Source organism: Paenisporosarcina sp. P4_B8, assembly GCF_056402175.1.
On the sequence record NZ_JBFUHX010000004.1, the window covers coordinates 23,038 to 41,797 of the forward strand.

General features: G+C 39.1%; 23 protein-coding genes. 11 read left to right on the plus strand and 12 right to left on the minus strand.

Annotation, left to right across the window (positions count from 1 at the left end):
* On the plus strand, positions 1-2,895 hold the full coding sequence (locus AC1DSK_RS05335; RefSeq protein WP_477547685.1) for an ATP-binding protein: 2,895 nt from the start codon (positions 1-3) through the stop codon (positions 2,893-2,895).
* A complete protein-coding gene (gene yhaM, locus AC1DSK_RS05340) occupies positions 2,892-3,836 on the plus strand; it encodes a 3'-5' exoribonuclease YhaM (protein WP_477547686.1) in 945 nt (314 codons plus the stop codon). The genes AC1DSK_RS05335 and yhaM overlap by 4 nt, the downstream gene beginning before the upstream one ends.
* Positions 3,837-4,058: 222 nt before the next feature.
* On the opposite strand, the gene AC1DSK_RS05345 is transcribed toward yhaM, so the two are convergent.
* The gene (locus AC1DSK_RS05345) at positions 4,059-4,955 is read right to left on the minus strand and encodes a peptidylprolyl isomerase (protein ID WP_477547687.1); all 897 of its coding nucleotides are present in this window, start codon (positions 4,953-4,955) and stop codon (positions 4,059-4,061) included.
* A gap of 130 nt (positions 4,956-5,085) precedes the next feature.
* Between AC1DSK_RS05345 and AC1DSK_RS05350 the strand changes: the two genes are divergently transcribed.
* Positions 5,086-5,187 carry a YjcZ family sporulation protein gene (locus AC1DSK_RS05350; RefSeq protein WP_231391157.1) on the plus strand — a complete coding sequence of 34 codons (102 nt, stop codon included), beginning with the start codon at positions 5,086-5,088 and terminating at the stop codon, positions 5,185-5,187.
* 213 nt (positions 5,188-5,400) lie between these two features.
* On the opposite strand, the gene AC1DSK_RS05355 is transcribed toward AC1DSK_RS05350, so the two are convergent.
* From AC1DSK_RS05355 to AC1DSK_RS05385, 7 genes are all read right to left on the minus strand, one after another.
* Entirely contained in the window at positions 5,401-5,586 is a 186-nt protein-coding gene (locus AC1DSK_RS05355) for a hypothetical protein (protein ID WP_016429167.1), read from the minus strand.
* 68 nt (positions 5,587-5,654) lie between these two features.
* Complete coding sequence (locus AC1DSK_RS05360) at positions 5,655-6,200, minus strand: DUF3267 domain-containing protein (RefSeq protein ID WP_477547688.1); 546 nt, start codon at positions 6,198-6,200, stop codon at positions 5,655-5,657.
* Between the two features lie 118 nt (positions 6,201-6,318).
* Complete coding sequence (locus AC1DSK_RS05365) at positions 6,319-6,885, minus strand: HTH-type transcriptional regulator Hpr (protein ID WP_016429165.1); 567 nt, start codon at positions 6,883-6,885, stop codon at positions 6,319-6,321.
* Positions 6,886-7,053: 168 nt separating this feature from the next.
* Entirely contained in the window at positions 7,054-7,437 is a 384-nt protein-coding gene (locus tag AC1DSK_RS05370) for a YtxH domain-containing protein (RefSeq protein WP_477547689.1), read from the minus strand.
* A gap of 98 nt (positions 7,438-7,535) precedes the next feature.
* Positions 7,536-7,727 (minus strand): hypothetical protein, encoded by a 192-nt coding sequence (locus AC1DSK_RS05375; RefSeq protein ID WP_477547690.1) that lies wholly within the window; start codon positions 7,725-7,727, stop codon positions 7,536-7,538.
* Positions 7,728-7,890: 163 nt separating this feature from the next.
* Positions 7,891-8,415 (minus strand): tryptophan transporter, encoded by a 525-nt coding sequence (locus AC1DSK_RS05380; protein ID WP_477547691.1) that lies wholly within the window; start codon positions 8,413-8,415, stop codon positions 7,891-7,893.
* A 117-nt stretch (positions 8,416-8,532) separates the two neighbouring features.
* The gene (locus AC1DSK_RS05385) at positions 8,533-8,958 is read right to left on the minus strand and encodes an HIT family protein (protein WP_477547692.1); all 426 of its coding nucleotides are present in this window, start codon (positions 8,956-8,958) and stop codon (positions 8,533-8,535) included.
* Positions 8,959-9,072: 114 nt separating this feature from the next.
* On the opposite strand from AC1DSK_RS05385, the gene AC1DSK_RS05390 reads away from it, so the two are divergent.
* Both AC1DSK_RS05390 and AC1DSK_RS05395 read left to right on the plus strand, forming a co-directional pair.
* Complete coding sequence (locus AC1DSK_RS05390) at positions 9,073-9,813, plus strand: ABC transporter ATP-binding protein (RefSeq protein WP_477547693.1); 741 nt, start codon at positions 9,073-9,075, stop codon at positions 9,811-9,813.
* Positions 9,806-10,996 (plus strand): ABC transporter permease, encoded by a 1,191-nt coding sequence (locus tag AC1DSK_RS05395; protein WP_477547694.1) that lies wholly within the window; start codon positions 9,806-9,808, stop codon positions 10,994-10,996. The genes AC1DSK_RS05390 and AC1DSK_RS05395 overlap by 8 nt, the downstream gene beginning before the upstream one ends.
* An 83-nt stretch (positions 10,997-11,079) precedes the next feature.
* Here the strand turns inward: AC1DSK_RS05395 and AC1DSK_RS05400 are convergent, their stop codons facing one another.
* The 3 genes from AC1DSK_RS05400 to AC1DSK_RS05410 form a co-directional block, all read right to left on the minus strand.
* Positions 11,080-11,688, minus strand: coding sequence for a DUF3298 and DUF4163 domain-containing protein (locus tag AC1DSK_RS05400; protein WP_477547695.1), 609 nt, complete (start codon positions 11,686-11,688; stop codon positions 11,080-11,082).
* A gap of 24 nt (positions 11,689-11,712) precedes the next feature.
* Positions 11,713-12,105 carry a hypothetical protein gene (locus AC1DSK_RS05405; RefSeq protein ID WP_477547696.1) on the minus strand — a complete coding sequence of 131 codons (393 nt, stop codon included), beginning with the start codon at positions 12,103-12,105 and terminating at the stop codon, positions 11,713-11,715.
* 256 nt (positions 12,106-12,361) lie between these two features.
* A complete protein-coding gene (locus tag AC1DSK_RS05410) occupies positions 12,362-13,528 on the minus strand; it encodes a M20 family metallopeptidase (RefSeq protein ID WP_477547697.1) in 1,167 nt (388 codons plus the stop codon).
* A 209-nt stretch (positions 13,529-13,737) separates the two neighbouring features.
* Between AC1DSK_RS05410 and liaF the strand changes: the two genes are divergently transcribed.
* From liaF to AC1DSK_RS05440, 6 genes are all read left to right on the plus strand, one after another.
* A complete protein-coding gene (gene liaF / locus AC1DSK_RS05415) occupies positions 13,738-14,466 on the plus strand; it encodes a cell wall-active antibiotics response protein LiaF (RefSeq protein ID WP_477598097.1) in 729 nt (242 codons plus the stop codon).
* A gap of 15 nt (positions 14,467-14,481) precedes the next feature.
* Positions 14,482-15,555 (plus strand): HAMP domain-containing sensor histidine kinase, encoded by a 1,074-nt coding sequence (locus AC1DSK_RS05420; RefSeq protein ID WP_477547699.1) that lies wholly within the window; start codon positions 14,482-14,484, stop codon positions 15,553-15,555.
* Entirely contained in the window at positions 15,524-16,168 is a 645-nt protein-coding gene (locus tag AC1DSK_RS05425; RefSeq protein WP_477547700.1) for a response regulator, read from the plus strand. The genes AC1DSK_RS05420 and AC1DSK_RS05425 overlap by 32 nt, the downstream gene beginning before the upstream one ends.
* 30 nt (positions 16,169-16,198) lie before the next feature.
* A complete protein-coding gene (locus tag AC1DSK_RS05430; protein WP_477547701.1) occupies positions 16,199-16,672 on the plus strand; it encodes an SRPBCC family protein in 474 nt (157 codons plus the stop codon).
* 107 nt (positions 16,673-16,779) lie between these two features.
* Complete coding sequence (locus tag AC1DSK_RS05435; RefSeq protein WP_477547702.1) at positions 16,780-17,013, plus strand: DUF2642 domain-containing protein; 234 nt, start codon at positions 16,780-16,782, stop codon at positions 17,011-17,013.
* 90 nt (positions 17,014-17,103) lie between these two features.
* A complete protein-coding gene (locus AC1DSK_RS05440; protein WP_477547703.1) occupies positions 17,104-17,997 on the plus strand; it encodes a manganese catalase family protein in 894 nt (297 codons plus the stop codon).
* A gap of 221 nt (positions 17,998-18,218) precedes the next feature.
* Here AC1DSK_RS05440 and AC1DSK_RS05445 read toward each other — a convergent pair whose 3' ends face one another.
* On the minus strand, positions 18,219-18,737 hold the full coding sequence (locus tag AC1DSK_RS05445) for an antibiotic biosynthesis monooxygenase family protein (protein ID WP_477547704.1): 519 nt from the start codon (positions 18,735-18,737) through the stop codon (positions 18,219-18,221).
* Between the last annotated feature and the right edge of the window lie 23 nt (positions 18,738-18,760).

Genomic DNA, 18,760 nt, shown 5'->3' on the forward strand with positions numbered 1-18,760 from the left:
ATGCGTATTCAGAAACTGGTGATTTATGGATTCGGACAACATGAAAATGTAACGATCAATCTGAAAGATGGAATCAATGTATTCTTCGGAAACAATGAAGCGGGAAAAACGACCATTCAACAATTCATTTTGGCGGTGATGTTCGGGTTCCCGCTCCGCAATCAATCCAATATGAGATATGAACCAAAAGGTGGCGGTCGACACGGTGGACAAGTTCATATCGATCATTCTGAGTTCGGTCACGTGGTGATAGAACGAGTCAAAGGTAAATCTTCCGGAGATGTAACAGTCTTTTTCGAAGATGGTACGCGAGGCGATGAAGAAACGTTAAAAAAAGTACTTTATCGATATGATCGAAACTCCTTTGAATCGATTTTTTCTTTTTCTATTCATCAATTGCAAAACTTTGACAAGATGACCGAAGTAGAGCTAAGTCGGACTCTTCTTTCCTCAGGAACAACGGGTGTAGACACGCTGACGAAGCTGGAGCAACGGGCGACAAAAGAAATGAGTGGCTTATTTAAAAAATCTGGCAGAAATCCGGAAATGAATATGAAAATTGAAGAAATCCGCATGTTAGACCAGAAGCTCAAAGAAGCACGAGCGGAAATCGATCAATACGAACCAGCCATTTTACGCATTGCTGAAATTGATGGAGAACTTGAAAACTTGAATCATGTTGAGCTGCAGGTCAAACAACAAAATGAGCAATTTGCCAAACTCCTTCAAGCTAAACCATTACTGGAAAAACAGAAACAACTTCAATCAGAACTTTCTATCAACCAACAAGCAAATTTTCCTATAGAAGGAATTCGACGGTACGAGAAAGCTAAAGATCGCATGCACGAAGCCAAAATTCAAGTGGAACAGCTACAATTTGCTATTCAACAACAACTAGAGCAATTGAATGAATTATGGTCGTTTGAACAAACACGGGAAATAGAAGAGTTATTGGCTAAGGAGTCCGAATGGCATCATTGGCTGCTTAGAAAGCAACAGTTGACGAGCGACCTTGAACAAGCGAAATCCGACATACAACAGCAAGCGCGAATGTTAGGGGTCAAAGACAAGTCCCATTTTTCTCAAGTGATATCTATGGATGTATCCCTTCAAAAAGAAGAGCACTTTCAACAAGTAATGCATCGATTGCAACAAGCCGAAGAGGCTATTCGATTTGAACGACAAAGCTGGGAACGAACAAAAATCGAAAAAGAAGAAATTGAAAGTAGAATGCAACAGCTTCGTGCGTCTGCACCTACTGAAATGGAGCAACAACAAAGTGGAAATGTGCAAAAACTGATAAGACAAGTGGCCGAGTTGAAAGCCCGCCAGCGGCTGGAGACACAGCCGGCAGCAGTGACGACAAACATTCCCCTAATTATCACCGTCATGATTTGTATAGCCTCCATTCTAGGGGCTATTCTTTCAGGAAACTGGACGATCGCGATTGGTGGAATTGTGTTAGCAGGACTTATTTTTGTGTTATTGAAAAAGATGGACCAAGGTACATCTGACAGGAAACCCGATGATTATTCATCGCAAATTGCAGCACTAGAACAGGAATTGTCCAGTACTGAGCAATTGACCAATCGGGTGAGATTGTATAATGAACGAATGGAGCAGCTCAAAGAAAAACTTCAAGATCAGCATCGGTTGACGGTGAAGGTAGAGCAAAGTATCGGTATTCAAGAGGCAAAATGTGAGGAAGCGAAAGAGACATTATCGGATTTTCTTCAGCTTCATGGATTTACAGAGCTATTGCATCCGAAATTGTTCCCAGAACTGTTTAAACGCATTCGTCATATTCAGGAACAGCAACAATCAATTTCACAAAAATTGACGGATGTTCAATCTCTTGAAGAAAAAATTCAAAATCGACTTAAAAAAATGTCCGAGGCAACGGGTGAGGCGCTTTCAAAAGAGCATGCTTATCATCGGTTGCGTGAGATCTGCAACAATGTAAAAACAAATCGAAAAGAGCATGAAATGTATCAAGTAAAAATGAAAGAATGGGAAGCTCAGTTATCAGAAAAAGAGAAGTTGTTTGATGCCCTGTCTGAAGACGTACAAAAGTTGTGGAGTGAAGCGCAAGTCGATTCTGAACGTGGATTTTATGAAGCCGACGTAGCATACCGTCTGAAACAAACCCTTCAACAGGAATACCAGTCGATTCAAGCGCAACTCAAATCAATTGGTGAAATCGCAATGTCTTCTGTAAATCATGAGGAACAAGAAGCCCAGTTGACTCAATTAAAGGAACAAGCAAATAATCTTACCAAATCCCGCCAAGACTTATTGGAGGAAAAAGCATTACTGAGACAGCAAACTAGCTCAATGCTTAGTGATGAAAATTATGGGTATATACTACAACAATTTGAACAAAAGAAAACTGAACTCGCAGAACTTGCACATAAATGGTCCGTAAACAAAGTTGTATCGGAAGCCATCAGGCAAACGATGCACAATTTAAAAGAAAATAGACTCCCATTTGTTCTTGAAAAAGCCCAGCAGTTCTTTAGGCACTTAACAAATGGACGATATGAGTCACTTGAAGTGAATGACGAGGGAATTTTCGAAGCGGTCCATTCACAAGGCATGCGTTATCGAATTGCGGAATTGAGTCAAGCTACGAAAGAACAAGCGTATATTGCCATGCGATTCGCTTTGGCGGAATCATTGGTTGGATCCGTGCCTTTCCCATTCGTAATGGATGATCCATTTGTCCATTTCGATCGTTTCCGTGTGAAACAAATGGTACAATTAATGTCAGATTTAGAAAACCATCATCAATTCTTGTATTTCACTTGTCATGAAGAGATGACGGCAATATGGACTGATGCACACATCATAGATGTTGCATTGTTGCAAAAGGAAAGGAGTGTATCGCCGGTATGAAAGGTAAAGGTATTTCAAACTTAGCAGTGGGCGAAACTGTCGATCATTATCTATTAATCAAGCAATCTATAAAGGCATTCACAACGACCGGAAACCCTTTTATGACCCTTATTCTTCAGGATAAAAGTGGAGATATCGAAGCGAAGCTCTGGGATACAAATGATGAGCATGAAGCGTTGTATCATGCGGAAGCAATTGTTCGTGTAGGTGGAGAGATACAACACTACCGTGGGAAAAACCAATTGCGAATCAAAAGCATTCGAGCTGTAAAAGATGATGAAGGAATTTCATTAAGTGACCTTGTGCCATCTGCTGAGAAAGCGAAAGAAGTATTGTTTGAGGAGTTAATGCAATTCTTCTTTGAAATGAAGAATCCACAGATTCAGCGAATAACGCGTCACTTGTTGAAAAAACATCAAGCGGCCATCATGACTTATCCTGCTGCAACGAAAAATCATCACGATTATGTCTCTGGTTTAATTGACCACGTCGTATCGATGTTAAAGCTTGGTAAATCATTATGTGATTTGTATCCTTCATTGAATAAAGATTTACTGTATGCAGGCATTATTTTGCATGATGTAGGAAAAGTTACCGAGTTATCAGGGCCAATCGCAACTTCTTATACCATCGAAGGGAATTTGTTAGGCCATATTACTATCATGGTCAATGAGATTTCAAAAGCGGCAGAAGAGTTACAAATTGAAGGGGAAGAAGTTATGCTTCTCCAGCACATGGTTTTGTCGCATCACGGGAAAGAAGAGTGGGGCAGTCCTAAAAAACCAATGCTGCGTGAGGCAGAAATTCTTCACTATATTGATAATATCGATGCGAAGATGAATATGCTGGATCGAGCATTAAAGAAAACGAACCCTGGAGAGTTTTCTGAGCGTCTATTCCCGCTCGACAATCGTTCATTCTATAAACCAACGTTTGAATAAGAAAAACGTGTATTAGGTAGTTAGTTATGCAAAGATTAACAATGATAAATAACAAGAATGGAACGAAGGCTAACGAACATCCTGTTGGCCCGAGGAGGCTTGCTAGTTCGTTCGCGGAAAGGGTACAGATTCCTTCTTTTTAAAAAAACAACTGTGAAAGTAACATAGCAAATAACAAAAAGGCGCTTCCTCAAATGGGAAGCGCCTTTCCTGTACACATTATTATTCAGCAGCTTCAGGTTCTGCTGGCTCTGGATTTAACATTTGATCGATTGCACCTTTTAAGTCTTCATCGTTAATTTTGATATCTGCTTCTTTCATTAACTTCGATACTTTAGGTAGCAAAGTGCTTTGATCAGCTTTTTGCAATTTTAAGGTTTTAGTTATTTCTGCTTTTTCATCTTCAAATGAACCAACCTTAGCTTCACGCTTATCCGTTACTTGGATAATATGATAGCCGAATTTAGTTTTTACTGGCTCACTGATTTTGTTAATTTCCAATGCCAATGCTGCATCAGAGAATTCTTTTACCATTTTATCTGGAGTAAACCAGCCAAGTTCGCCTCCTGATTGCTGTGCTGCTTGCTCAGTTGAATATTCTTTTGCTACAGCAGCGAAATCAGCGCCACCATCAAGCTTCGCTTTAACTTCCTTCGCAGTTGCTTCGTCTGCTACTAATACATGACGTGCATTTAATTCTGTTTTCATGTTTTCGTATTGAGCTTTTACTTCTTTGTCTGTAACTTTAACGTCTTCAGTTAAAGCTTTTTCTTGCAATAAGTTCAAACGAATGTATTTTTTATAGCTCTTTTCTGTTTGACCTTGTTGTGCAAGATATTGATCAAAGCTTTCGCCCATTTCTTTTTTCTCTTTGTCAAATTGAGCTTTTACTTCTTTGTCTGAAACTTCATATTCTGAAGCTAATACTTTTTCAATGATTAAAACTTGAAGTGCTTGTTTACCAACGGATTCTTTCATTTCTTCATAAAGTTCGTTTTTCGTAATATCTCCAGCTTTAGACGTGACAATTGGTTTGTCGTCTGACGCTGAGTCGCCATTACAAGCTGATAAAGCTAATACAGATGCTGCTAATGTCAATGTTAATACGGTTTTTTTCATGGGAAATCTCTCCTAACTATCTTCTTATTGCCGGTTTTACTATAACATAGACGACGGAAAAACAAAAATGGTTCCCTCATATGCCTACGCTTGTTGAACACAAGAGCATACGATAACAAAGAGGAAGGGGGTGTGCGAAGTGAGTGGTGGGTTCCAGCATCAATCCAGCTTTGCGTTAATCGTTGTATTATTTATTCTTTTAATCATCGTAGGTGCAGCGTTCTTGTGCTAATTTAAAAATCAGTAACGGCTGAGATAGACCGACATTGGCGTTGCATAAACTATCGGAAAAGAATATTTTCGGATGAAGTAGTGAAACGACTGTCCGAACTTACGCTGAAGCTGAACAGAGAGGCTCTCTTAATTTGTGGGTTTCTTTAAAAAGTATTCTTTGCTTTTCAAAAAGAAAAAGTCCATTTGCCTGGAGTCAGGCGAATGGACTTTTTTATGCGGTCAATAATATTTCTACATAAAAGGAAACAAGTAAAATCGTCACCAATACATTAATGGTTCGGAAAATCTTATTTTGTTTCTCTTCAGGAATTTCTCGTTGCGCACATAATGCATAAGTCATGCGATTAATCTGGAATAAATACACAATCGAGAATAGTACTACAACTGCGATAATCAAGTTTATTCCTCCCCTCTGCCAATCTTCACAAGCATATCAAAATCAAGAAAAAAAGAACAGCAATCCGTTTAAAAGTTAGCTGGAGGAACAAGAATTTCATATCCCGTATCCGTTTCTTCAATTAAAGCTTTTTTGGGTGAACGGGCAAGATTTTTAATATATAACAAATCAATCAGACAGAGACCACAATGATAAGCTAGCAGCATCGTAAAATAATGACCAAATTCGGGCATCATGAATGCACCAGTAATCAGCAGGCTGTTAATAATAAAAAATGGAGCAAGTAGAGCAAATAAGAAAAGTGCTTTAGGTACAGGCTCTTTTATACGAATCGATAATATAGGCATAAAGCTGAATTGTATTTTTACTGAGAAGTGTATGCGATTCCGATATCGAATAAATGGTAAAAAGTGAAGACTCTTATGAACCGGATACAATAACAAGAAACTCAGTAAAAAAACAGCGAATCGATCATCCGAAAGGCGATTGTCGTGTAAAATTTCGAGCAACACATAAAAAAGTGAAAATACGGCAACGACGAGTAATGACGATAACATGAAAATACGATCAAATCCGTATTGTTTTTTTACATTGATGGTTTTCCAGCAGTGCACTGTATGCATCTCCTATTGTAAAATAATGTACTTGCAGATACATACATTACGATGTTTTGATAGAAAAAGCAAGCCAATATTTATTACAAATTAGATAGCGTTTTCAAACGTTGCTATATTAACTCTTGTTTGTAACGGCCGGTTTAATGTTACCAATTTTTTCATCAAAGGATTGATCAATGTTTTTAAATGAATGTTCGAAGATTTCCATAAAGTCATCTCCATAAATATTTCGGATTACTGCCATGACTTCCATGAATTCGGGGAAACGCCCGTATAAATCTTTAAGAGGCATTGAACCTTCAATAACAGCGTGCTGAGAATCGTGATAATGCTCAATCATTTTTATTAATAATTCTTCACCTTGTTCAGTAAGCTCGATATACGTATTCCGCTTGTCATCTTCTCGTTTTGAAAAAGACAAAAGCCCACGTTCTTCCAATTTTTTTGAAAAGTTGAATGCAGTAGACACATGCATTACACCAAACTTTGCAACATCTGAAATGGAAGCCCCTTTTAAATGATATGAAATCCATAAAATATGATGCTCATTAATATTCAAGTCATAAGGTTTTATCCATTGTTGCCAATCCTTTTCGACCGCTTTCCAAAGCGCTTTCGACAACTGGGCAATTCGCTGGCTGTAGAGCATAGCTTCTTTCATGGTATACAATTGTTCAGACATATCGTCACCTGCTTCCATAAAAATCAATTTCTATCATTATAGCAATAAAGTAAAGGTCTGCATAGTTAGAATGTTGTAAATATTAAGATTTAAGTAGTTTTTTTGTTGACGAGAAATTGATTCAAATAAAAAATGCCCTGCAAATTTTTTGCAGGGCATTATGCTTAATTATGAACTGGCTGGTGAAGCATCTTTTTGATGCTTGGTGATTGATTTTTCAAGTTCCTCCATTGCCAACTGAATTGAAGCAATTTCATTTTGAAGACTTTCCTGAATAGGTGCAGTTTCTGACTGCCATTGTTGTACAGTTTGTTTCAATTCATTAATCGTTTGCGGTACATCAGTCTTTGCCGTATTAGTTAAACCAGCTATCGATTGTTTTAAATCGCTTATTTGAAACTTTACGTCAGATAATTTCTCTTTCCAATCAGATGATGCCATTTTGACATTCGAACGTAATTCGCTACCGGATTGAGGAGTAGAGAATAAGACCACTGCTGATCCTGCCACAAGACCTGAAACCAGACCAACAAAAAATGTAGAAGCTTTCATTATAGAGGCACTCCCTTCATATATATGTATACTATTCCTTCATTTCAATTAATTAAAACATGTCGGACAAGCCAAAACAACAAGAAATGCGAAAAGTGTCAAGAAAGCCCAACACCGGCGCTGGAAGCAAGGTCTCCTTTGCGACGAGTAACCGCAGGAGCAAGGTCTCCTTTGCGACGAGTAACCGCAGGAGCAAGGTCTCCTTTGCGACGAGTAACCGCAGGAGCAAACGAATCGAAAACTCGTTTTCGAATGAGTTTTAAGGTTTGAAGGAAAGATCGCGACATCATGTCGCAAAGCCTTCATGACCCACATCCTGTGGGCCTAAGCTTAGGTGTGGGCTGGCGCTTGTAGGTAGACAACATGAAATGCGAAAAGTGCCAAGAAAGCCCGATTTCCGTTGGTTGCTAGAGGAAAAAAAAGGCCTGCCAAGATTGGCAGACCATAGATTATTTAATTTGAAAAAGCGGTATCGAATTTTGAACGCTTCAACAATTGCGTTACAATCGGGAAAATAAAGAAGAATGCGATGGCATTCAACGCTACAGTTGGTAAAACAACCCCAACTACAAGACCGCCAAAAGGAACATTTACTCCGAGTACAAAAATGGCAACTGATAGGAAAATGATGCCTGACAGAAGTGTACCCAATCCTGCAAGTGCGACCGCAACTGAAAGTTTTTGTGTGAAATGTTTAAGTGCCACAACGACTGCAAAAAAGACAAATGCTGTAATAAACTTATCAATCACGTTTGGTAAAAAACCAGCTGGAAAAGTCGAAAATAATCCAGATATAACACCAGTTGACAGTGCGAGTAAAAATACATGTGACGCTTTTGGAAATAATAAAATACCAATAAACATCATCGTTAACATGAAGTCAGGTTTCATTCCACCGCCGAAACCTGGAATGATTAAGTACAACGCAGCTCCTACACCGACTAATAGGGCCATTAACACTAAATTTTTTGTATTCATTTGCTCATCTCTCCTCAACTATTCTAAACTCATATTTAGGAATCTCCGGGCGTATCCTGTGATCGACAGCGAGAAACTTACTTAAGATATTACAAGGTTTGGCAGTGAAATGCAAGTTTACTTGTGTATGTTTGACTTAATCAGTTCTGCATACTCAGCGAACATTTCATTGGAATATTGCTTCTCTTTTGTTTGCCAAGTTGCCTTAAATCCATCAGTTTGATCATATCTAGGTATGAAATGAAGATGGAAGTGGAAAATGCTTTGCCCAGCAGGAGCACCATTATTATTCAGCAAATTCAAGCCGGCTGGCTGAAAAGAAGCTTTGATTGATTCAGCGATTTTTGGCGCAACAGAAAATAATTGACCAGCTTCTTCTGATGACATGTCATAAACATTTTCATGGTGTTTTTTGGGGATTAATAGCGTATGCCCTTTTGTCAGTGGCATAATATCCATAAAGGCTAACACATGATCATCTTCATATACTTTTGTACTTGGAATTGAACCGTCTACAATTTTGCAAAATAAACACTCACTCATTTTAGGTCACGTCCTTTCAAGATATGGTCATAAGTTTATCATACAAAGAAGTGACAAGTGAAAAGCCATACAGCAAATTTTTTGATAAGATAAAGAATAAAAGGGGTGCATCTGATGAACGTATTGGAAGTAAACGCAGTAACAGGTGGCTATACACGGAAGCCAGTCATTCATGATTTATCCTTTTCCATTGCCCCCGGTGAATTAGTGGGTTTAATAGGATTGAACGGGGCAGGGAAAAGTACAACCATTAAGCACATAATTGGGTTGATGAATCCAAAAGATGGAGAAATTCGATTAAACGAAGTGACAATGAAGGAAAATATGGATGTCTATCGTTCATCGTTTTCATATATCCCGGAAACTCCCGTTTTGTATGACGAACTAACATTAAAAGAACATTTGGAACTGACTGCGATGGCCTATGGGTTAGATGAAGCAACTTTGGCAGCGCGTTCAGAAGTATTGTTGAAAGAATTCCGCATGGAAAAACGGTTAAATTGGTTTCCATCACATTTTTCAAAAGGAATGCGACAAAAAGTCATGATTATGTGTGCCTTTTTAGTAAATCCTTCATTATATATTATCGATGAGCCTTTCGTTGGACTCGATCCACTGGGCATTCAATCTTTACTGGATCAAATGAATGAAAAAAAACTAACTGGCGCATCTGTCCTCATGTCTACGCATATTTTATCGACAGCTGAACGCTACTGCGATCGTATTTTGTTATTGCACAACGGACGCATTCGTGCGCAAGGGACGATGAATGATTTACGGGCAGCGTTCAATATGCCACTTGCTACTCTTGATGATTTGTACATCGCAATGACGAAGGAGCAAGACCATGAATAACCTGCATGATGTATGGCGAATACGGTTTATTCATTATATAAATGAACTACAGAAATACATGAAATTTGTGTTTACAGGACATCTGGCAATTGTCATCGTGTTTGTCCTTGGAGCGGGTGGTTATCAATATAGTGAATGGTTGAAGTCTGCACCAACTGATTTTCCGGCTACATGGCTAGTATCCATTGTAATCGGACTATTATTGGCATATAGTCCGCCTACCACATTGATTCGTGAACCGGACCAGGTATATTTATTGCCATTGGAATCAAAGTTAATGTCATATATGAAAAAAGCGTTAGCTTGGTCATTTTGGTCTCAGATATTTCTAGTTTTACTGCCTTTAGTTGTTGCCATTCCTTTACTTACACAAGTAGGACAAGTCAAACCATTGACTATTGGTATGGTTCTTATCACCATTGTATTGTTGAAATTTTGGAATGGCCAAATTGAGTTTGCCTTCCAGTGGGCTAATTCAGGCAAGAGAATCTGGGGAGATCGTTCTATACGTGCCTTAATTTCTATATCTACAATCATAGCCACTTTCACATTGGTTCCTTTTTATTTGGTGCTATTGATTTTCCCAATTGGATTTTATAGTCTTTGGATTAAGCAGGTTAAGGGACAACCATTCCCGTATGAGCACTTTGTGAAAATGGAACAAAATCGTATGTTGCGTTTTTATAGATTTGCTAATTATTTCACGGATGTTCCTCACGTACGGGGAAGTATTCACCGTCGTCCATGGATGGATGTCATGTATCGATTGATTCCATTCCAGGAGGGAAACGCACAAAATTACTTAGTGTTTCGTACTTTTGTTCGTACAGATGATACTTTCTACTTATGGCTTCGCTTAACTGCACTTTCTGCTATAGGTGCGGCATTTATTAGCATTCCTGTTGTTGTAATGATTTTCGTAGGAGCTTTGGCATTTGCTTCTGCCATACAAATCAAACAAGCCCTATCGTCATCTAGTGAATTCCGAATGGATATGCTTTATCCCTTGGTCGAAACTGCACGGAAAAAAGCGGTGCTGAAATTAGTAAGAGTAGTACAAGTTTTGCAAGCAATAATCGTACTGATTGCTGTGCTTTTTACTGGTGTAGAGCAAGGCATTTTATATGCTTTGCCTCTAATTGTCGTAGTAGTTAGTGAGATTACCTTAAGGATGAGTAAATAGGAAATTTAAAACGGTCTCATAGCCCAATATAAGGGGGTTATGAGACCTTTTTCTAATACAATTGGTAATAGAAATTACTTTTTTCAGAAGGGCAGTAACTTTTCGAGTGGACCATCTAGCTGAATGATATTTTGTATGTCGAGAATCGGAATAGGGAAGTAAGGGAAGCCCCAGACGTAAGCGGTGATTTCGTATTGCTGGAAGTAAATGACCAGTGAATGGTCAGCAAAGTAGAAATCTTGATCTGGCCTGATTTTTGTGAATGGTTCAAGCAATTGAATATCCCAATCTTTGATTTTCTGTCCAATGATTTTCGATAAAACCGTTACATAATCACTATCTGGTTTAAATAAATCTTTTAATTCATACTGTCTTCCTGTAGTTACATCAAACGACAGTGCTTTAACTATGGTATTGCCGTGAGCGCCACCGGTAAACCCATAAACGGTTAATGTCAGACTTAAAATATTTCGTTCGTTTGTCTTGATTTCAAATCCTCCGACCATTTCCTGCAGAAATGGCTCATGAAATCCAAGCTCGACCATCGTGTTATTTATTGTTGAAACAATGACGGAATTGATTTTCATTTCCGCTTGTCGATTGGCGAGACCAATTACAAAAGGATAGTATACGTTAACTTTAGGTGTTTGTTTTTGAAGAACTTTGTGAGCTATCGTAACAGGTAAATCCATTTGCTCATCCTTTCTAAAACAAGTCTAATCTTTATCCTCTATAACCGTTACCTCAAAAGTTCCAAGACCCATCGAAGTGGAAAGTTTGTTGGTAAGATCCTGTATGTAGTTTTCTGCTTTTCTTTGACTCGTATCGATTCCATGCAAAATGATCGTTAATTCCTTTTTATCCATACTGAAAATCGTGTACGCAATGCTTCCAGTAGGTTTATATCCTTCATTTTTCAATGATGTAATAAGTTGTTGCTGAAAGTTCGTCTCGATCAATTTACTGTTGACGGCTTCAACTTCTTTCACATCTCGCAAATAAAGGTCCTGATCCGATTCGCTAGTCAAAGACGATAGAATTATAATCACGACTACCAGACTGATAAATAAGAAACCTAGTAACATTACTCCTTTTTTTGACCTTCTCATCGCAACCTCCAATTAGACATGGTTTTAAAATCATATGCCTAATCCTTTTAATTATTCGAAGTTTGGCATGAAAGCACGAACTGGAAATTAATAACACCTACTTCTTATATAAAGTAGCTTGATGAGGAGGCTTGCCTGTTCATCCGCAGAAAGGGCACAGATTCCTTCTTTTTTATAAAATCAACCGTGAAAGTTAACAGAGCCATTCAAAAAAAGAACCCGACACCATGTTACTGATGTCGAATTCTCATTTATTTTAGTCTTGATAATCTATGACTGCTGCACCTAATGTTTTTGCCGCAATCAACATGGCACTTTCATCAAAATCAAATTTGGGATGATGATGTGGGAATATTTCTCCTTGTGGTTGCGCCCCGGTAAAGAAGAATGTACCTGGTACTTTTTCCAAATAGTAACCAAAATCTTCACCGCCCATATGTTGTTCCGTTTCACGCACTTCACTGACACCCGGCACATGTTCAGCCAGTTCTTTCAAAAATTGAGTTTCAGCAATATGGTTAACGACAGCATTGTAACCACGCTCATATAAAAATTCGTAGGTGCAATCATTCGAATGGCATGTTCCTTGAATGACACGGTCCATTTCTTTTTCAATAAGATCACGGACTTCAGGATTGAATGTACGGACTGTTCCAATTAATTTCGCTGAATCCGCAATGACATTGAATGCATTCTCGGCTACAAAAGAACCCACAGATAATACGGCCGATTCCACTGGACTCACTCGACGAGAGACGATTTGTTGCAGGTTAGTAACTAGTTGAGCACCGATTACGACTGAATCTTTTGTTTGGTGGGGGCTGGCTCCGTGTCCTCCGCGACCTTGAATTGTAATTTCGAATCGGTCAGCTGCGGCCATGACCGGTCCGACTCTGTATTCAATCGTTCCTGCAGGAGTCAGTGACCACAAATGTGTACCAAAAATGGCATCGACACCCTCTAAACAGCCCGCCTCAATCATTGGCTTCGCTCCACCAGGCGCATACTCTTCTGCATGTTGATGAATGAGTACGTATTCTCCGGAAAGTTGTTCGCGCATTTGATGCAATGTTTTTCCAAGAACTAATAAAGTAGCGGTATGACCATCGTGACCGCAAGCATGCATAACGCCAGGAACCGTCGATTTATACGAGACATCTTTCTCGTCCTGAATTGGCAATGCATCGAAGTCCGCACGCAGGGCAACAGTTTTACCTGGTAAAGCACCTTTGATTCGTGCAACTACACCATTTCCGCCAACATTTGCTGTGAACTCAATACCTAAATCTGCATAGTAATCTTGAATGTATTTTGCTGTATTTGTCTCTTGAAATGAAACTTCAGGATGCATATGTAAATATCTGCGGATGACTAGCATTTCCTCAAATGCCGCATCTAGTTTTTCAAATAATTGATTCTTCACAAAAAAATCTCCTTTCGACTGTCGAAATAGTTTGAATGTTTGTTATTATATCATTGAGGGAACATCAGAACAATTGAAGTTTAATAAATTCACCAAACAAAGCAAATTCCGTCTTGAGGCGGAGAACACCTCCCACTAGCGAGAGATGTATTCGCATACGATTTAGTTAGAATAAAGAGTATAAGAAATTTTAGATTGGTGGTAAAAACATGAAAAGGCCATTATTGTCCACATTTTTTTTTATTGGGATGGGTGCGATTTTACTTAGTATGAATTTAGGTGTATTTAACTTACGAGAGACCTCCTGGACAACTTTTATTATTCCGGGAATCCTTATTGTGCTTGGATTGATTGCTCTGGATAGTTATCTAAAAAAAGATCGTCAAGGTATTTCCTTAGTTTGGGGAATGTTTGCCGCTTTGTACGGAATTCTCATTACATTGGGAATTCTGGATTATTTTGAATTTGCATATAGAGACTGGTTGAAATTATGGCCGATTTTATTTGTTGCTTTCGGTGTACATCAACTATTCAAACGGCCTTTACAAGAGAAAAAGAAGAAAATCATTACAATTAATACATCAAAAAATAGTGAAAAGAAGTCTTTTCACAGTCCTGATTGGGAATTAGGGCCTCTACAATTAACAAAAAATGTGGCTGAATATTTTTTTGACTTTTCAAAGGCAATTATTCCGCCTGGCGAGACTCCGATACAATTAACTGGTTTTGTAGGAGAAATCCATATGTTAATCCCTGAACATATCGGTGCTCATATTACGATTAAAGCGAATGTAGGTGAAGTTGAATTATTCGACCAACTGGATAAAGGACTTGGTGCAGACCTCGTTTATGAAACCCCAAACTTTGAAACTTCAGAAAAACGTCTGCGAATATTCATTAAGTACAATGTTGTCGATGTTAAAATTCATGGTGTCTAGGAAGGAAGAGTAGGAATGAAGTCATTTCATGTTGAATCCATTAAACAAGGCTGGCGGCTTGCACGTGATGTCTCCATTTTCCTATTCGCCATTCTTCAACTATATGTTTATTTCATTCCGTACACATTTATTACTATAAAAGGTTCTATTGTAGTGCCCATCATCGTTTTTATAGTAATCGCTACTTACGAAATGATCCGGGGATATCGAAGGGACAATCATTTATCAAGTCGCCACCGCGATCTACTGGCCGGTTTTGGCATGTTGCAAAACGGCAAATACCGTACCCGCCTTCCAGTTCAAGGGAATGACGAGCTTGGGTTGCTTGAAGAAGGTTTTAATGAGTTGGCAGAACAAATGAATGTCCAATTAAGAACTTTACAACGTCTAGTGGATCAGAATGTCATGATGATCAAACAAGCTGAACAAGCTGCAATGACGGAAGAACGTCAAAAAATTGCACGTGAATTGCATGATGCTGTCAGTCAGCAATTGTTTGCCTTATCGATGCTGTCCTCTGCTGCAGAGAGAACAGTTCTACAAAATCCTGAAAGAGCTGTATCCATTATTCAGCAAATATCTGTTCTATCCGTAAAAACCCTCAATGAAATGCGAGCTCTATTGCTTCATTTAAGACCAATGGATTTACAAAATAAAACCCTCTTTGTGGCACTTTCAGAGTTACTCGAAGAGTTGGAGACGAGGACTGATGTTACATTCGACCTTAAATTTCCAGAAGAGTCCTGCTTGTCTCAAGGAAGTGAAGAGCATGTGTACAGAATTGTGCAGGAAGTGCTTGCCAACTGTCTTCGTCATGCAGAAGCCACACATGTGAAAATTTTAGCAGAACTCAGTAGTTCACAATTTGTATTGACCATCAGAGACGACGGAAGAGGGTTTGATTCGGCAAAGAAGAAGCAAACATCATATGGATTGATGACGATTCGAGAACGCTGTGAAGAAGTAGGCGGCACTGCCCGATTGCACTCAAAAGAAGGGGAAGGAACGGAATGGCTTTTCCAGATTCCTTGCCAACCTTTAAAAGGAGGTATGCGTGATGAAACCGATTCGAATTGGCATAACAGATGATCATGAAATGGTCCGACTGGGATTGGTATCTTATTTTATGACAGAACCGGGAATCGAAGTTGTTGGAGAAGCGAGAAGTGGTAAAGAAGGAATCGCCTTAGCTAAAAAACATCTGCCCGATGTGATGCTGATGGACTTGTTAATGGAAGATGGCAATGGAATCGAAGCCACAAAAGAAATCCTGGCTTTTCATCCAACATGTAAAATCATGATATTAACGAGCTATTATGATGAAGAACAAGTATTTCCAGCGCTTGAAGCAGGGGCTTTCAGCTATTTATTGAAAACGTTGCCAGCCCATAAAATTTCTGAGGCGATTCAAGATGCCTTTAAAGGGCAGGCGACGATTGCCCCTAAAGTGACTGACTTGATGATGAAAAAGTTGCGTCCTAAAGAGAGGTTTCTTCACGATAATTTAACGGAGCGGGAATTGGATGTATTAAAATGCCTAGGGGACGGGCTTAGTAACCAGGAAATTGGGGAGAAGTTATTCATTGGCATCAAAACGGTGAAGACTCACGTGAGCAATATTTTAGGTAAGCTTGAATGTGCCGACCGCACTCAAGCTGCTGTTTATGCCAACCGTAATGGGATCTTGCACGGGAAAGAATAAACTGACTTTCACATTGAGGAGTGTCTCATGATGCCTGTTATCATACACATTACTTACATAAAAGCACCGATTGAAGTGTGTTTCAATCTTGCCAGAAGCGTTGAAGCGCATATGCAAACTACCTCTCAAACAAAGGAAAGGGCAGTTGATGGCGTAATAACAGGATTATTGGAAAAAGGTGATTGTGTCACTTGGGAAGCCACTCATTTTGGAGTGAAACAGAGATTAACTGCCAAAATTATAGAGATGGTTAGACCCAATTTTTTTATAGATGTTCAAGTTAAAGGAGCTTTTCAATCATTTACACATACGCACGAATTTACGGAAATCCATTACGGGACAATGATGAAAGATACGTTTGTCTATCATGCACCATTCGGTATCATTGGACGCGTGGCAGATAAACTGTTTTTGGAAAAGTACATGCAAGGATTTATTGAATCCCGTTCGAATGAGCTAAAGCATCTGGCAGAATTACGAATGAGGGAAATGAAGTCAGAATAAACCTGTTACAATGGACATTTCAAATTTTGAGGATTGGAAATTTCATATCACATTTGCCACAGCAGTTCCATACAATATGGGTATTGATTGAAAGGAGTGTGGCATGAATGGATGATCAACAACAGTCCGTAGAGTTTGTCAGCAATTTTGATCCTTTTGTGTACCAGACGTTAACGTCAGCTGTAGGAGGAAAAATTGTTGTTCAATTATCAAATAACAGTGTGGTCACAGGTGTACTTAAAGAGGTTGTGCCCGATCATATCATAGTGGAAAAAAATGGAACACCATTTTACGTTCGTATCCAACAAATTATTTGGGTGTCTCCAGCTTCTCATAAATAATAATTGAATATATTCACTTACTGGGAGTCATAAACATAAACGGGAAGAGTCGAATTCGTTTAATTATCAAATTTGAGAGAAGGAGATTCCATGTTTAAACGCATAAATAGGCTGGCAATCGAGTTGCCTGTACCCGAATATGGCGATGCAAACGCTGCTGCAGCCGTTCAAGAACTTTTGGGTGGTAAATTCGGAGAAATGTCGACTTTGAATAACTATATGTATCAGTCATTCAATTTTCGTCAAAAAACGAAATTTAAACCATTTTATGACTTAGTCGCAAGTATTACCGCTGAAGAATTTGGACATGTTGAGCTGGTATCCAATACCATCAATATCTTGAACAAAGGTATTTCTTTTGCAGGTGATCCTGATTTGACACCATTGCAAAATGGTAAAGATTTACGAAATACTTACGCGCTCATAGCAACCGCCCAAACTTCGATGGCAGGGGATTCCATGGGTAATCCATGGCGCGGTGACCATGTGTTTTCTAGCGGAAACTTGGTGCTGGATCTGTTGCATAATTTCTTCCTGGAATGTGGAGCTAGAACACATAAGATGCGCGTTTATGAAATGACGAGTCACGAAACAGCGAGAGAAATGATTGGTTATCTACTTGTACGCGGTGGCACGCACGTACTTGCGTATGCGAAAGCCATTGAAATGGCCACCGGTGTTGATATAACAAGAATGCTTCCAATACCGAATCTGGATAATCGGTCATTTGATCATGCGGTAAAATATGAAGATCGTGGTTTAGGAAATGTTCTCTTTACATGGAATGATGAAGGGCAGTATAAAGATATTCGCTCTATCTGGAAAGGCGATAATCCGAGTACCGGTCAGCCACTTGTTGTTCAAGATGGTATTCCTAAAGGTGGACCAATTCCGGACCTTGACGATTTACCCGAAGAATTCGCGCCGGGAATTGGGCCGGATGAATATCAACAAATTGCCAAACGTTTAATGGCTAACATGTAGGGTTTTAAACGATTTCTCAAGAAGTTAACTTGCTTGTGAACCGAGTTTGAGCGATAAAGTGTTTGATTTGAGCGATAAATCGCCAGTTTGAGCGATAAATTTCTAGTTTGATTGATAAATCCTCTAATTTCAGCGATAAAAATTTCACGAAATTTTTATTAAGAAATCCATAGCCATCAAAAAAGCGCCGTTCCCTTGGGAATAGGCGCTTTTCAATATTATTAAGCTTTGTCTGTCTTTTTTGCAGTTTTATAAGTTGTAACATAAGAAGCACTTGAGAAGATATTTGGACGTTTGTCGATGCCTTCATCGGTACCGCGTTTTTCATGTGCCTTGTTATAAGCTTGTGAATTCTGCCAAGCTTCGAATGAGCCTGCACCAGTCCATTCCGTCAAAATGATGTATGTGTCCGAACCGACTGGACGCAATACGCGGATTGCAATAAATCCTGGCTCATTTTCAATAGCACGCGGACGATTTGTGAATCGGTGTTCAAAAATCGGGCGACCTTCTTCTGTTACTGGGATATTGTTGAAAACGAAGTAGCCCTGGTCACTTAATTCACCTGAAGAGTCGATGACTTCATACTTACGCGGTGTTTGAAAAACTGTTTTGCCACTTGTTTCATGAAGTAGCACTGCATTTCCTTGTCCGTGTAGGACGACCATCTTTTCTCCAGCATGTTTTTCCTTTAAAGAATTCATGAATTCAGGTGTACCTGACGTCAAATAAATATTCACTCAAAATCCCTCCATTCTATAAG